The organism is Flagellimonas sp. ABD4_174 (assembly GCF_056160185.1).
Genome location: NZ_JBSWWP010000001.1, coordinates 2,273,604 through 2,288,521, shown reverse-complemented (window position 1 = coordinate 2,288,521; position 14,918 = coordinate 2,273,604). Strand labels below are relative to the sequence as shown.

Genomic DNA, 14,918 nt, shown 5'->3' with positions numbered 1-14,918 from the left:
TACAAGACTTTTAACATAGAAAATGTTCAATTTTATAAACCTAAACTGTCCCTTAAAATTAGATCATTATTGCTATTTTGACCCCAATATGCGGTTTTCAATGTTTTTATTTTTGTGGTAGAAGTGGTCATTACTTTTGCATTTGGACCAAAACCACTTTTAAATTCTTCCGTCCAACTTTCTATGGCATAAGGAAAATCTGAAGTAAAATCAATCTTTAAAGTACGTTCCAATTCAGGGTAATGAATGGTGTAGGTAGAAGTTTCGTGGTTTGATGATAGCTTGGCCATAGCGCTGTATGCCTTAACCTTTTTATGGACCAATCGTAAATATTCCAGCGAAGGCACCATGGTTATATCGCCCAAGGGAAGATTATTGGGGTTTATACGGATCTTGGTCCAGATTTCGTTTTCCAAGTTGGCTTTTTCCATTGAAAATGCTTGGTCCGCCTCACTCTCAAAATAAGAATGTGAAGTAAACTCAAATTGATCTCTATTGTTCAATTGAGCGTATACGTGACCGCACCATTCCTGGACCGACAAACTCGTCTTTAATGCATGTAGATTGTCATGGACAGGGTAAAACGTACTGTTCATAATGGAGTATGGATAAATACCGGTTAAAAACTTTTTGGTCGCATTGAGTTTAAGAACCGAAATATTATCGGCACTGGCACGGTCTGCTTTTACTTGTTTATTGGGCAAAAAGGGTTCGGTAACGTAGATCATCGCGGCTGTTCCATCTCGTAGCTCTCCATATCGCGCCTGTTCCAGCCGGTAGGAAGTGATTTCGGCATTCCCTGCATACCAATACTTTTTAAAATCTTCGGTGAGCGGATTTCTGGGCAGGGGCTTGTCCATTTCGAGCTCTGGTTTTTGCAAAGTCTCCTCGGCAACACTATTTTTTTCTTGACAACTGACAAATAATGCGATTGCAATAATCAAGCGGGCAATTTTTGGTATTATATGAGAAAGTTTCATGGATGCTTTTTTCAAATTTAAGGTTAAAGTCGGTTTATATCAATATACTTAACTTTTTCCAATACAGGGAAAACTGTAATTTTGCAAAAATTTCAGAAGCAAATATTCTTGGTATGCAACAAATTGAGCTGATGGCTCCGGCCGGTAATTTTGAATCTTTGCAAGCCGCTCTGGACAATGGGGCAGATTCGGTATATTTTGGAGTTGAACAATTGAACATGAGGGCAAGGGCCACGATGAACTTTACTTTGGACGACCTGCCAGAGATAGCCAAACGATGTAATGGCAAAGGTGTTAGGACTTACCTTACCTTGAATACCATAATTTACGATCACGATCTATCCATTGTAAAAACTCTTTTAAAAAAAGCCAAAGAGGTTGGTCTCACTGCCATAATCGCTATGGATCAGGCTGTGATATCTTCGGCCAGAGAGCTGGGACTGGAAGTTCATATTTCTACACAGATCAATGTGACCAATATAGAAACGGTAAAGTTTTATGCCATGTTTGCCGATACCATGGTTTTGAGCCGAGAGTTGAGCTTGCGTCAGGTAAAAAAGATAACCGAACAAATTGAGAAGGAGCAGATCAAGGGACCATCCGGGCGTTTGGTCGAGATTGAAGTATTCGGACACGGAGCTCTTTGCATGGCTGTTTCCGGTAAGTGTTATTTGAGTTTGCACTCCCACAATTCATCGGCAAATAGAGGAGCTTGCAAACAGAATTGCCGTAAAAAGTATACGGTGATCGATCAAGAAAGTGGTTTTGAAATGGAACTTGACAATGAGTATATAATGTCGCCGAAAGACCTCTGTACCATCGATTTTCTGGATCAAGTGGCAGATGCAGGCGTAAAGGTCTTAAAGATAGAGGGACGTGGACGTGCTCCGGAATATGTGGCCCGTGTAATAAAATGCTATCGCCAGGCGATAGATAGTTTGTACGAGGGAAACTATGATAAGAAAAGAGTGATCGAATGGATGCAAGAATTGGAAAAAGTCTACAATCGCGGCTTCTGGAGCGGTTATTATTTAGGTCAAAAGCTGGGAGAGTGGAGTAAAATACCCGGTTCCTCTGCCACACAAAAGAAAGTGTACATTGGAAAAGGAGCACATTTCTTTCCAAAAAGCAACATCGGTGAGTTTACTATTGAAGCCTATGATCTTTCTATTGGAGATACAATTTTGGTTACAGGCCCAACCACTGGTGCCAAGGAAATGAAGGTTACCGAAATGTTGGTGAACGATGCCAAATTATCCACTGCAAAAAAAGGGGACTCCGTAACCATTCCTTTAGGTTTTAGGATTCGCCTTTCGGACAAATTGTACAAAATTGTTGAAAACAAGGTGGAAGCCTAATGGTAGTTGTTACGCTTCAGCGAGAAAAATGCATCGGCTGCAACTATTGTGTTGAAATGGCGCCACAGCATTTTGCCATGTCCAAAAAGGATGGTAAATCTGTTTTATTGCATTCACAGAACAAAAAGGGGTTCCATACCATAAAATCGCACGACGAGGGAATTTTTGATAGCTGTGAACAAGCTTCCAAGGCATGTCCTGTAAAAATCATATCGGTAAAAAGAACCTGATCAAAGTTCCAAAAGGGTAGTGTATACCAAATGAGTGGGCAATCCGACTACATTGTTATAAGAACCTTGGATTTCAGAAATACCGATCATTCCGATCCACTCCTGAATACCGTAGGCACCTGCTTTATCGTAAGGTTGGTATCTCTCTATATAAAAATTGATCTCATCATCGGTCAAATCTTTCAATTTTACTTTGGTAACACAACTGGCCATGGTTTGTTTTTGTGTGGTGGTAAAGCATACCGAGGTAATAACTTCGTGCCAATCCCCGGACATGGTCTTTAACATTTTAAAAGCCTCGCCTTGGTTGCTCGCTTTTGCCAACGATGCATTGTTGTGCCAGACCACGGTATCCGAGGTTATCAAAATATCCGAAGGGTTCAATTCATTTTTAAAGGGGGTAGCTTTTAACTTGGCCAAATAAGCGGATATTTCTTCGCCCTGTAGTTCTTGAGGGTAAATTTCTTCCACGGATTTTGGGCGTACCTCAAAATCCAGCCCTAATTCTTCCAAAAACATTTTACGACGGGGAGAACCCGAACCTAGGATTATGTGTCTACCTTTGAGTTTTTCCTTGAGTGGGTTTTTAGTCATTCTTTGCACTAAAATTATCGTTCCAGTCCCCTCGAACTTTCAAGACCTGTTCAATTACGTCCCTTACGCAACCATCTCCTCCGTTTTTATGGGAAACATAATCGGAAAGTGCCTTAACTTCTGCAACGGCATTTTGTGGGGATGCCGCCAATGCGACCATTTTCATAGGGGGAATATCCGGCATATCATCGCCCATGTAAAGCACGGTTTTAGGGTCTATATCGTGAATGTCCATATATTCTTCCAAAGGTTCCTGTTTATGATGTGCCCCCATGTAAAAATCGGTAACACCTAGACCTTTTAAACGCTCTTTTACCCCTTGGTTGGTACCCCCCGTAATTATGCAAACGTTGTAACCTTTGGTAATAGCTGTTTTTAAGGCATAACCGTCTTTAACGCTCATTTTGCGCAATAGTTCACCATCGGTGGTGATCAATACCGTGCCGTCGGTAAAAACACCATCGACATCAAAAACAAAAGTTGTGATACTGCTCAAAAGCTCTTTATAATTCTTCTTCATGTGCTTGTATTATGGCTCTGCTCAATAGTTTGTATAAAGTAATATGTTCTTCATTTTTTAAGAGTTCCAAATGACCTTGCATACTTTGCCGATCGTTTCGGCGTGCGGGCCCAGTCTGTGCTTTTTTGGGTGGCATCGTTTTAATTTTTTCCGCTGTTTCCAAAATCAATGGTTTCAACAAATTAAAAGACAGGCCCTCCTGTAGGCAAATCTCTTCGCCAACCCCATATAGGTAGTTGGTAAAGTTATTTACAAAAACGGCTGCAAGATGCAATTTTTTTCGCTGTTCCGAGTCGATAGAATGTACATTTTCAGATATAGATCTGGCCAAAAGCTCCAATACTTTCAAAGATTCGGTATCGCTTGCTTCAATACAAATGGGAATTGTGGAAAAATCTACCACCTTACCTTTGGTAAAGGTTTGTAGGGGATAAAAAACACCCTTTTTTGTGGAGTGAACAACTGCCATGGGCATAGCTCCGGAAGTATGGGCCACCACACCTTTTTTGTTTGCAACAAATTTGGATACTTTGCCTATAACATCGTCCTTAACAGCAATAATGTACACATCGGCATCGACGATTGCCTTAAAATTATCGGTTACTTCGGATTTGTCGCAAAATTGGTGCAACGCTTGGGTATTGCGACCTACAACTTGGACCACATTAACGTTTTTGGCCTTGGTAAAAGCATCGTGTAAATGTTTTGCCAAGTTGCCGGTTCCCAATATTACTATCTTGAGCATGATCAAAACTACAAATTTAGGGTTGATGGATTGCAGCAAGAATTAACAAATCTGTATGATTTTTATCAGCTTTCGCATTTAGGAAGTTCTAAAAAGGCCGTATTTTTGCAAGCCGAAAGTAGACCGAATTTCCATGATCGACATTGTTAAGAAAACACTTTTTTCCACGAGACTTATGGCCGTTCTTTTTTTGGTTTTTGCTGCGTCAATGGCCATGGGAACGTTTATAGAGAGCTGGTACAGTACGGACACCGCAAGAATTTATATTTACAACGCCACTTGGTTCGAGGCCATAATGGTCTTTTTTGTAATCAACTTTTTCGGGAATATTTACCGATATCGCTTGTTGCAATGGAAAAAATGGCCGGTACTTTTGCTTCACCTTTCTTGGATATTGATCATTGTGGGGGCATTTGTAACCCGATATATCAGTTACGAAGGCATGATGCCCATTCGTGAAGGCGCTACGGAAAAGGTTTTTTATTCGGACAAAACTTATTTGACCGCTTTTATAGATGGTGATATCAACGGGGAAACCAAACGAAGGGTTTTAGAGGATGCCATTTTGGTTACTCCAGAAGGCAGACGGTCGAGTTTACCGTGGAAATCGGATTTTAACGGACAGCCCTTTACCATAAGTTATGTGGATTTTATAAAAGGAGCGGAACGTGGATTGATTCCTGATGAAAATGGCACCGAGTTTTTGCAGATTGTTGAGGCGGGCAATGGCCAAAGGCATGAACACTATTTGGAAAATGGGAAAATTGCCAGTTTGCACAATATTCTTTTTGCCCTAAACAACGAAACGGAAGGGGCCATCAATATTTTTTATGATGAAGAAAATGGCTTTCGTATAAAATCTCCTTTTGAAGGTGATTTTATGAGGATGGCCGACCAATACCAAGGTGAATTGCTGGCAGATAGCATACAACCTTTGCAATTGCGGTCGCTATACACTGTGGGAGGCATGCAGTTCGTTGTCCCCGAACCTATTACCAAAGGTAGTTATGGCATTGTAAAAGTTCCGGACGAAGAGATTACCGCCGTAACCCAAGATGCGCTTATTGTCTCCGTTTCTGCAAATGGAGAAAGTAAGGAAATCAAACTATTGGGAAGCAAGGGAAATTCCAATTTTTCCGATAAGTTCAATGTTGGAGGTCTCGATTTTACATTAAGTTATGGCTCTAAAGTGTACGAGCTTCCGTTCTCTGTTCAATTGAACGATTTTATCGCCGAGAAATACCCTGGGACCGAAACAGGATATGCTTCTTTTATGAGTAAAGTAACCGTTCACGACGAAAGACCTTTTGATTATGATATTTATATGAACCATATTTTAGATCATAAAGGATATCGGTTTTTTCAATCCAGTTTTGACCCCGATGAAAAGGGAACGGTACTTTCCGTTAACCACGATTGGTGGGGGACCTGGATTACCTATATCGGGTACTTTCTTCTCTATATTGGTTTAATGGGTATTATGTTCTACGGAAAAACACGATTTAGGGACCTACAGGCAATGCTCGAAAAAATAAAGGCCAAAAAAGCCGCCTTGACCACAATTACGCTCTTTTTTGCTTTTGTTTCCATAAACGCACAAGAAACGTCACATGAGCACCAAGGGCTGCCCACAAAAGCTCAAATCGACTCAGTTATCCAAGCTACGACTGTTGCCAGGGAACATGCGGAAAAATTTGGCGCATTGGTCATACAGGACGAGGGAGGACGAATGAAACCCGTACACACCTTTGCCTCTGAACTATTGCGAAAACTAAGTGGGGAAAACAAATACAAAGACCTTACGCCAGGTCAAGTTTTCCTTTCCATGATGCTCAATCCGGGTGTTTGGTATACCGTGGATTTTATTGAAGTGGGAAAATGGCAAAACGATAGTATTAGAAAAGTAATAGGAGTTCCGGCAGGCACAGAATTTGTAAAAGCAACCGATTTTTTTGATGCCAAAGGGGCGTACAAACTAAGGCCGTATCTGGAAAAAGCCACATCCACCAATAATCCATCCAATTTTGAGAAGGACATTAAAAAAGTAGGGGAGCGATTAAGCTTGTTGGATATTGCGCTGAGTGGACAGATCGTGAAGATTTTTCCTTTGTTGAACGATGAGAACAACAAATGGATCTCTGCTGTGGAATACCGTTCTGGTCAATATCAAATGCAAGATTCGCTATATGCCAATTTTGTGAACAATGCAATGCCTTACTATTTAAACTCCTTGCAACAATCGATTGCGACCGGGGATTATTCCCAGCCCGATAGATTGTTGGACGCCTTTAAACAAAATCAGGTAAACCATGGAGCAGAAATATTGCCATCGGACAACAAAATAAAAGCCGAGATCATATATAACAAACTGGATTTGTTCAACCGATTGTACAAGTACTACGCCATGGTCGGTGTGCTGTTGTTTTTTGTTCTGATTGCCAAAATTTTTAAGGAGCGTAAATTTTTGGACGCCTTTGCCTACCTGTTGAAGGGAACCATTGTTTTATTCTTTATTTGGCATACCGTTGGGTTGATAATGCGATGGTATATCTCGGGGCACGCGCCTTGGAGCGATGCTTATGAAAGTATATTGTACGTAGGTTGGGCAACTATGGGCATTGGTCTGGCCCTTGGCCGAAAAAGTGAGCTCACTATTGCGGCAAGCGCCTTTGTAACTTCCATGTTATTGTGGATAGCCCACCAAAGTTGGGTAGATCCGGCCATAGGTAATTTGGTTCCCGTATTGGACAGCTATTGGTTAATGATCCATGTTGCTGTTATCGTAGGTAGTTACGGACCGTTGACAGTAGGTATGATCTTGGGTGTAGTTGCGTTGTTATTGATCATACTCACCACGGAAAAGAACAAAAAACGTATGGACCTGAATATTAAGGAGCTCACCGTGATCAACGAACTGGCATTAACGGCAGGTTTGGTAATGCTGACCATTGGCAACTTTTTAGGAGGACAATGGGCCAACGAGAGTTGGGGCCGTTATTGGGGCTGGGACCCTAAAGAAACTTGGGCCCTTATCTCCATTATGGTGTATGCCTTTGTTTTGCACATGCGGCTGGTTCCGGGACTACGTGGCAAATGGATATACAATTTTGCGAGCATTGTGGCTTTTGCCAGTATTATGATGACTTATTTTGGCGTAAATTTCTACTTGGTCGGACTGCATAGTTACGCCAGTGGGGACCAAGTAATAACCCCAAGCTTTGTATGGTATACAGTACTCGGGGTCTTTATTTTAGGTGGAATTAGTTTTTGGAGGTACAAAGTACATTATGCCAAAAAGTAGGCTATTGTTCCATTAATAACTTCATAATCTCTTCTGCGGCCACCTTGCCCTTTTCCTTTAGGAAAGGTCTAGAGGTATTATCGCCCAGTTCAAAAACTATGGATGGCATATTGTGGTGCACATAAAAATATTTGCTGGACACCATGGTTGGGTCAATTTCATCGGAAGCACTTACATTGGTTTTCTTTTGAGGTAATCTATCTCCGATCCTTTCGATCCAATCAAAGATTATTTTGCCTTTTTTACCGGTAACCGTTGTATCAATGGGATAATAAATGTCGTCCCAAGTGGAATGGAAGTCTGCGCCAAAGACAAAATCATATTCTTTGTCTTTATCCACAAGAAAATTGCGGACATTCCGAGTTTCGGGTTGATTAAAATTTTGCCAATCCCTATTAAGGTCGATTCCGCCCATGTTGTGCCGCCAATGACCATTATCTGCTCCATCAGGATTCATTAATGGCACAACAAAAATGGTATGTTCCTTTCTAAAATTTTTAGCCAGTTCAGAATCATTGGAGATGGTTTCTATAAAGGATTTCATGGCCAAAAATCCAGTAACCTCTGGTGGATGTTGCCTCGATATGATCATTAATGCTTTTTTAGTGGCAGTATTTTCGTTGATTTCCATTAAATGCATGGTTCTTTTCTCCTTGGAAAGCCCAATGGGATAATTGTCAATGAAGCTCTTTTGGCTCAACGAATCCACCCATTCCTTCACTACGGCAGATGTATATAGCTCCTGAGCGGTCACCCAAGTAGGTTTTTCGTTGACACTAATGGTAAGCTCGGCGGATTCTGGTGCGGCTTTAATGCCAAACTCGCCTTCACCCGGATTAATTGCTTTAAAACGGGTACTGTCCAAAGGCTTAAAGTTTTTACCATCAGTACTTATTTTAGGGTAATATCTGCTTCGGGAATCTTGGTAATTGATCTGTACGGTAATCTCCTTCGCCTCTTTGGACCAAACCTGAAAGGCGTACCAGGGACTCACATTAATGGGGGTATTTTCCGCTGTTATCCAAACGGTATAGTGATCATTGCCATCGTAGGCAACGCCGTTCAGTCGGGCACCATCGAACTTATTGGAGAAAAAAGTAGTACTGTCGTTAAAGGCCCAAACGCCTTTCCATTGTTTTTGGATGGGTTTGTCCACCGTAGGTACAACTGGACTTTTTCCTTGCCCTTGATAACCCGTTTTTTCTTTACTTTCTATAGTTTCTGGACCTTTTTTACAGGAGGATAGAAGTACCAAGGACGATAATGTTCCAATGGTAATCAAAAGTTTAATTCGCATGGTTTTCAGAATTTTTGAATTGGTATGGTTACTAAAATACTACAACTGATTTTCCGATAAATATAAAATAGATATAATTGTATCCATTTTTTTCGCATCTTTGCGCCATCATGAAGTTATAAGAATTATGTACGCGATAGATGCCAACGTTGGGGAAACCCGATTTAAGTAACCGAAAACTTCTCGGTAACTAGGCATTTCACTTCTTTTTTTACACATAATTCTATTTATAATGACAAATCAACATACAAATTCATTTAAAAAATTTATTCGGTATTTCTGGATAGCTATTTCTGGGAAAGAGACTGAGTTTACCACAGGAAGCATCCGTAAAGCCATTTTTATGTTATCCATTCCCATGATCTTGGAAATGCTCATGGAATCCATTTTTGCTTTGGTGGATATTGCCTACGTTTCCCAAGTAAGTGTAAATGCAGTTGCGACTATCGGGTTAACGGAATCCGTAATTACTTTGGTGTATGCCTTGGCCATTGGGTTAAGTATGGCAGCCACTGCCGTAGTTGCCCGTAGAATAGGCGAAAAGGATGTGGATGGAGCTCGAATTGCCGCAGTGCAGGCCATAGGATTGGGTGTTTTAATTTCTGTGGTAATTGGCATTTTCGGAATAGTTTATGCCAAAGAAATCCTTGGATTAATGGGGGGAGAGCCCGACTTAATAGAAGAAGGTTACGGTTATACCCAATTTTTGATAGGAGGGAATATCACCGTGGTCCTACTGTTCTTGATCAATGCCATATTTAGGGGTGCAGGAAATGCATCCATTGCCATGTGGGCCTTGGTACTCTCCAATGGGCTCAATATAATTTTGGACCCTATGTTCATTTTTGGATTTGGTCCAATACCGGAAATGGGAGTTAAAGGGGCCGCGGTCGCCACTAATATCGGTCGTGGAACAGCGGTACTGTTCCAATTGGGAATTTTGTTCTTTGGATGGGGCAAAATCAAATTGGCGGCCAAGGATTTGGTGGTCAACCTTAAGGTTATGGCAAATTTGGTAAAGGTTTCCTTAGGTGGGATTGCGCAGTTTTTGATCGGTACCTCCAGTTGGATTTTCTTAATGCGGATCATGTCCGAATTTGGAAGCGAAGTGTTGGCAGGTTACACTATTGCCATTAGGGTAATGATGTTTTCCTTGATGCCCTCTTGGGGCATGAGCAACGCTGCAGCAACTTTGGTCGGCCAGAATCTAGGTGCCAAACAACCCGATAGGGCAGAAAGATCTGTTTGGAAAACAGGAAAATACAATGCTTGGTTCATGGGTTTGGTTTCCTTGGTTTACCTCATTTTTGCAAAGACCATAATCTCATGGTTCAATTCAACACCGGAAGTAGTTGGGAGCGGTGCGCTCTGTCTTCAGATTATTGCGGTGGGCTATATTTTCTACGCCTATGGAATGGTTATGACCCAGGCTTTTAACGGGGCAGGGGACACCAGGACCCCAACAAAGATCAACTTGCTTTCCTTTTGGTTCTTCCAATTGCCATTGGCCTATATCTCGGCACTGGTTTTAGGTTGGGGCGCAACTGGTGTTTTTGTGGCCATTACTGCAGCGGAAATTTTATTGGCAGTTTTGGCTATGCTCTGGTTCAAAAAAGGAAATTGGAAGAAGGTGCAAGTATAATGGGTTTCGTATCTTTAGCATAAAGAAAATCCAATATGAAAAGTGATAAAAAAGGTCTGAACACCATCTGTAACCATGTTGGGGAGTTGGAGGATAAAGCGTTCAAGGGAGCCGTTTCGCCATTGTATATGAGTACCTCGTATCAGTTTGATGATGTGGAGGTAAAACGTTATCCACGATATTTTAATACCCCCAACCAGGAAGCTTTGTGCAAAAAATTGGCAGCCTTGGAACATACCGAGGCCGCTTTGATCTTTGGTAGTGGCATGGCGGCCATCAGCACAGCCTTAATGACTTTTCTTCAGGCCGGTGATCATGTTGTACTGCAACAAACCATTTATGGGGGCACCTATCATTTTGCGGTGAGCCAGTTAGAACGATTTGGTATAGAATATTCGTTTACCAACGGGTGGGAAGTGGATGATTTTGAAAAGGAAATAAAACCCAACACTAAAGTGTTGTATTTGGAGACACCATCCAATCCGTTATTGACCATTACCGATATAAAAGGAGTAGCGGATTTGGCAAAAAAGAAAGGAATCCTTTCTATGATCGACAATACTTTTGCAAGTCCGGTAAATCAAACCCCGACAGATTTTGGAATCGATGTGGTGGTGCACAGCGCAACAAAATATATGGGCGGACACTCGGATATTTGTGCAGGAGTGGTAGCTGCATCACAAGAGAATATGGGCAAAGTGTTCCAAACAGGAATTTGTTTTGGTGGCAGTTTAAGCGATTACACCGTTTGGCTGTTGGAGCGAAGTCTAAAAACTATGGCCATTCGTGTTAGGGCCCAGAACGAAAATGCGATGCAAATGGCCAGTTATTTGAGTCAAAGTGATGATGTGGACCATGTCTATTATCCTGGGTTGAAAGATCATCCGGGACACGAGTTGGCCAAATCACAAATGAAGGGTTTTGGGGGCATGCTTTCTTTTGAATTGAAGCCAGAAATAGATGCGTCTTTGTTCTTCAAGGAATTGAAATTGATAAAACCATCCATGAGTTTGGCAGGGATTGAAAGTACCATGCTTTCTCCGACCCAAACCTCCCATGCTCTGATGAGTCCGGAAGACAGGGCAAAACAAGGCATAAAGGATTCATTGATTCGTTTTTCTCTAGGCATTGAGGAAACGGAAGATTTAATATTGGATATTGAACAGGCGATAGCCAAGGTAAAATCCATGACCGTTACGGCGTAGTATTTATATGAAATTAGACATTTTAGTATTCGGGGCGCATCCAGATGATGCCGAACTAGGGGCAGGGGCCACCATTGCAAAGGAAATTTCCAAAGGTAAAAAAGTAGGTATAGTAGATTTGACCCGTGGTGAATTGGGAACGCGGGGCTCTGCCGAAATAAGGGACCAAGAAGCGGCTAGGGCTGCAAAAATTTTAGGTGTTGCCGTTCGGGAAAATATGGAGTTTGCCGATGGTTTTTTTGTTAACGACAAAGAGCATAAACTGGAGCTCATTAAAATTATTCGTAAGTATAGACCAGAAATTGTATTATGCAATGCCGTTGATGATAGACATATAGATCATGCGCGCGGCAGTAAATTGGTAAGTGACGCTTGCTTTTTGAGTGGTTTAATGAAAATTGACACTAAAATGGACGGGGATGATGAATGGCAGGAAGCATGGAGACCAAAATTGGTTTACCATTACATCCAATGGAAAAATTTGGAACCCGACTTTGTTGTGGATGTTAGCGGTTTTATTGATAAAAAAACCGAGGCCATAATGGCGTACAGCTCTCAATTTTACGATCCCAATAGCGATGAGCCCGAAACTCCAATCAGTAGTAAAAATTTTACGGACAGTGTTAATTACAGGGCAAGGGACCTAGGTAGAATAATAGGGGTGGAGCATGCCGAAGGGTTTACAGTGGAACGTTATGTAGGGGTGGACAGTTTGTGCGATTTGATTTGATCAAGATGCATTTTGGTATCTTTTCAATGCTTTTGGTACGGTAAAATAGAAGGTCGTCCCCTTACGTGGCGTACTTTCTACCCAGATTTCGCCGTTATTTTTGTGGACCATTTCTTTACATAGCGATAAACCTAAACCGGTACCTTTTTCATTGTTGGTTCCGTAAGTAGTGATGTTGGAAGAGTCCTTGAATATGGATTCCTGCATTTCTTGGGTCATACCAACACCAGTATCCCTGACCGATATCTGCCACATGCCCGCTTTTTCCTCGGCACCTACGGTAATAAGACCATTTTCGGGCGTAAATTTTATGGCATTGCTCAAAAGGTTCCGGATAACAATATCTATTTGGTGGTTGTCCGCCCAAATACGGGGATTATCCGGCAGTTGATTTATTATTTTGACGGACTTGTTGTTTGCAATTTCCGACAGTAATTGAATATTGTTGACGACCAATGTGGATAATGATACGCGTTTTGGCTTGGTGATCACTCCGTTCAACTGGTTCATGCCCCAAGACAATAGATTGTTCAGTGTAAAGGAAATATTGTCCACATCGGACTTTAGTTTTGGAATATAAGATACCAGTTCCTTGGTTGAAATATCCCCATCGGTGAACATTTTTAAGATACTTTGCAATCCTCCAATAGGTCCTCGCAGATCGTGTCCGATGATTGAGAATAGTTTGGTGTTCGTTTTATTGATTTCGTGCAGCTGCGCTTCTCGCTGGGTTACGGCCAAAGATTTTTCCTTGAGCTCCCTGTTCAGTTTTTTCTGGATCTTTTCACTCCTGCGGACCACAAAGGTGATGATACTCAGAATAAGTAAAACAATTACTGAAAAATAAATATAGTTCCGTTGTTTGGCCAATGCGGCTTGGTTGGCCTCGATCAATTCTTTTTTCTCCTGTTGGTATTCCAATTTGGTTTCGAGCAAGGACAAGCTCTGTTTGTTTTTGTCCATAAACAGGGAATCGGACAGGGTTTTAAAAGTTTCGAGATAGGCCAGTGCCTCCTCGTTTTCACCTTTCTTTTTATATATTTTGTACAAAGTCTCGGAACAATCGATCTGCCCTTGTAGCGATTTTATTTTTTGGGATATTGCGAGACCTTTTTTTGCATGCACCAAAGATAAACTATCCTTTTCCAAGCCATAATAGACTTTGGCCATACCGTTCATTAATTGGATCTTTATCCTATTGTCCTCAATCTCGTCTTTAAAGAGCATATTACTTTGATCGTACCAATACAGGGCCCATTTATATTTTTTTTGATCCAGGTAGATATCGCCTTTTACCTCGTAGGCGTAGGCAAGCCAATCGTATATTTTGTATTTTTCGAATGTGTTTATACTGCGGTTGATGTTGAAGATTGCATTTTTATAGTCTTTAGCATCTCTGTATAAAGATGCCATATTGCTCTGGGTCTCCGCATCGATAATTTCGTTGCCCACTTTGCGATTTATTTTTTGGACCGTATCGTAGAACATCAGAGCATTTTTAAAATCTTTCTGGTCGGCATAGAGGCCGGCTATGTTCTCATTGAGTACCGAGAGCATTTTAAGGTTGTTGATCTGTTTTGCCAGATCAATGCCTTTCAGGTTTAAGTTAAGAGCTTCGGCATAGTTGCCTTCGAAACTATAATTTTGGGCCAGAGTGTTCAATATGGATATTTCACTTTGAACATCCTCCACATCTTTCGAAAGTTGAAGCGCTTCTTTGAACAGGGGCATGGATTTTTTTCTATCCCCTTTATCATAGTAATAGTTTGCCACGGCTTCCAATCCTTTTATGGTGCCATAGTTGTAATTAATTTCACTACTGTATTCCAGGGCTTTTTGGGCCACATCGTAGAGACGTTCGTTGTCGTGGAACCTGTAAACTCTTGCCAAACCTAGGAGTAGATTAATGTGGGTACTATCCTTGGGATTAAATCTGTTGGTAGATTCCAACCGACGTAATCTAAGCTCCATACTGTCTTTTTTACTGGTTTGTCCTGAGAGCGGACCGGAAAAAAGACAAAAGCCCAGTACCACCATACAAAATGATAGTGTTTTAAAGTTGTTGGGTATGAAGTTTTTTTCTGACAACAATAGGTTGAAAATTATTTATGGTAAATCTACCTTTACACTACTTTAATTGGAATTATTTGTTGTGAAACTGCCAAAATTGTGTGTTTGGTCTTAAAAACGTGCACTTCGTCGGTAAATTGTACAGATTTGATATTATGTTAGTTGAATGCGGGATTTTTCTAGGGCAAATCCATTGGATATAATTTTATTGATGGAAATTGAAAAATATTTTGGTTGAATCATTAC

At 41.2% G+C, this 14,918-nt stretch carries 12 protein-coding genes; 6 read left to right on the top strand and 6 right to left on the bottom strand.

Annotation, left to right across the window (positions count from 1 at the left end; translation table 11 throughout):
* Positions 1–32: 32 nt before the first annotated feature.
* Positions 33–980 (bottom strand): septum formation inhibitor Maf, encoded by a 948-nt coding sequence (locus tag ACXAFK_RS10150; protein ID WP_474957672.1) that lies wholly within the window; start codon positions 978–980, stop codon positions 33–35.
* A 113-nt stretch (positions 981–1,093) separates the two neighbouring features.
* Here ACXAFK_RS10150 and ACXAFK_RS10145 point away from each other — a divergent pair, with 113 nt between their 5' ends.
* Positions 1,094–2,338: a peptidase U32 family protein gene (locus ACXAFK_RS10145; protein WP_474957671.1), complete on the top strand. Its 1,245-nt coding sequence runs from the start codon at positions 1,094–1,096 to the stop codon at positions 2,336–2,338.
* Positions 2,338–2,568, top strand: coding sequence for a ferredoxin (locus ACXAFK_RS10140; RefSeq protein ID WP_224837254.1), 231 nt, complete (start codon positions 2,338–2,340; stop codon positions 2,566–2,568). The genes ACXAFK_RS10145 and ACXAFK_RS10140 overlap by 1 nt, the downstream gene beginning before the upstream one ends.
* Here ACXAFK_RS10140 and ACXAFK_RS10135 read toward each other — a convergent pair whose 3' ends face one another.
* The 3 genes from ACXAFK_RS10135 to ACXAFK_RS10125 are packed head-to-tail and all read right to left on the bottom strand — an operon-like array spanning position 2,569 to position 4,427.
* Entirely contained in the window at positions 2,569–3,162 is a 594-nt protein-coding gene (locus tag ACXAFK_RS10135) for a Maf family nucleotide pyrophosphatase (RefSeq protein WP_474957670.1), read from the bottom strand.
* A complete protein-coding gene (locus tag ACXAFK_RS10130; protein WP_474957669.1) occupies positions 3,155–3,682 on the bottom strand; it encodes a KdsC family phosphatase in 528 nt (175 codons plus the stop codon). The genes ACXAFK_RS10135 and ACXAFK_RS10130 overlap by 8 nt, the downstream gene beginning before the upstream one ends.
* Positions 3,666–4,427, bottom strand: coding sequence for a Rossmann-like and DUF2520 domain-containing protein (locus ACXAFK_RS10125; protein WP_474957668.1), 762 nt, complete (start codon positions 4,425–4,427; stop codon positions 3,666–3,668). The genes ACXAFK_RS10130 and ACXAFK_RS10125 overlap by 17 nt, the downstream gene beginning before the upstream one ends.
* A gap of 133 nt (positions 4,428–4,560) precedes the next feature.
* On the opposite strand from ACXAFK_RS10125, the gene ACXAFK_RS10120 reads away from it, so the two are divergent.
* Positions 4,561–7,728 carry a cytochrome c biogenesis protein gene (locus ACXAFK_RS10120; RefSeq protein WP_474957667.1) on the top strand — a complete coding sequence of 1,056 codons (3,168 nt, stop codon included), beginning with the start codon at positions 4,561–4,563 and terminating at the stop codon, positions 7,726–7,728.
* Position 7,729: 1 nt separating this feature from the next.
* Here the strand turns inward: ACXAFK_RS10120 and ACXAFK_RS10115 are convergent, their stop codons facing one another.
* Complete coding sequence (locus ACXAFK_RS10115; RefSeq protein WP_474957666.1) at positions 7,730–9,025, bottom strand: M14 family metallopeptidase; 1,296 nt, start codon at positions 9,023–9,025, stop codon at positions 7,730–7,732.
* Positions 9,026–9,257: 232 nt separating this feature from the next.
* Here ACXAFK_RS10115 and ACXAFK_RS10110 point away from each other — a divergent pair, with 232 nt between their 5' ends.
* The 3 genes from ACXAFK_RS10110 to bshB1 are packed head-to-tail and all read left to right on the top strand — an operon-like array spanning position 9,258 to position 12,602.
* Entirely contained in the window at positions 9,258–10,667 is a 1,410-nt protein-coding gene (locus ACXAFK_RS10110) for an MATE family efflux transporter (protein WP_474957665.1), read from the top strand.
* Between the two features lie 35 nt (positions 10,668–10,702).
* Entirely contained in the window at positions 10,703–11,872 is a 1,170-nt protein-coding gene (locus tag ACXAFK_RS10105; RefSeq protein WP_474957664.1) for a trans-sulfuration enzyme family protein, read from the top strand.
* Positions 11,873–11,879: 7 nt separating this feature from the next.
* Complete coding sequence (gene bshB1 / locus ACXAFK_RS10100; protein WP_224837262.1) at positions 11,880–12,602, top strand: bacillithiol biosynthesis deacetylase BshB1; 723 nt, start codon at positions 11,880–11,882, stop codon at positions 12,600–12,602.
* Here bshB1 and ACXAFK_RS10095 read toward each other — a convergent pair whose 3' ends face one another.
* Positions 12,603–14,573, bottom strand: coding sequence for a tetratricopeptide repeat-containing sensor histidine kinase (locus ACXAFK_RS10095; protein ID WP_252079632.1), 1,971 nt, complete (start codon positions 14,571–14,573; stop codon positions 12,603–12,605).
* Positions 14,574–14,918 lie beyond the last annotated feature (345 nt).

What these genes read in the sequence shown, in the direction of transcription:
- ACXAFK_RS10150 (WP_474957672.1), bottom strand. Translation starts at nt 980, where the DNA reads ATGAAACTTTCTCATATAATACCAAAAATTGCCCGCTTGATTATTGCA.
- ACXAFK_RS10145 (WP_474957671.1), top strand. Translation starts at nt 1,094, where the DNA reads ATGCAACAAATTGAGCTGATGGCTCCGGCCGGTAATTTTGAATCTTTG.
- ACXAFK_RS10140 (WP_224837254.1), top strand. Translation starts at nt 2,338, where the DNA reads ATGGTAGTTGTTACGCTTCAGCGAGAAAAATGCATCGGCTGCAACTAT.
- ACXAFK_RS10135 (WP_474957670.1), bottom strand. Translation starts at nt 3,162, where the DNA reads ATGACTAAAAACCCACTCAAGGAAAAACTCAAAGGTAGACACATAATC.
- ACXAFK_RS10130 (WP_474957669.1), bottom strand. Translation starts at nt 3,682, where the DNA reads ATGAAGAAGAATTATAAAGAGCTTTTGAGCAGTATCACAACTTTTGTT.
- ACXAFK_RS10125 (WP_474957668.1), bottom strand. Translation starts at nt 4,427, where the DNA reads ATGCTCAAGATAGTAATATTGGGAACCGGCAACTTGGCAAAACATTTA.
- ACXAFK_RS10120 (WP_474957667.1), top strand. Translation starts at nt 4,561, where the DNA reads ATGATCGACATTGTTAAGAAAACACTTTTTTCCACGAGACTTATGGCC.
- ACXAFK_RS10115 (WP_474957666.1), bottom strand. Translation starts at nt 9,025, where the DNA reads ATGCGAATTAAACTTTTGATTACCATTGGAACATTATCGTCCTTGGTA.
- ACXAFK_RS10110 (WP_474957665.1), top strand. Translation starts at nt 9,258, where the DNA reads ATGACAAATCAACATACAAATTCATTTAAAAAATTTATTCGGTATTTC.
- ACXAFK_RS10105 (WP_474957664.1), top strand. Translation starts at nt 10,703, where the DNA reads ATGAAAAGTGATAAAAAAGGTCTGAACACCATCTGTAACCATGTTGGG.
- bshB1 (WP_224837262.1), top strand. Translation starts at nt 11,880, where the DNA reads ATGAAATTAGACATTTTAGTATTCGGGGCGCATCCAGATGATGCCGAA.
- ACXAFK_RS10095 (WP_252079632.1), bottom strand. Translation starts at nt 14,573, where the DNA reads ATGGAGCTTAGATTACGTCGGTTGGAATCTACCAACAGATTTAATCCC.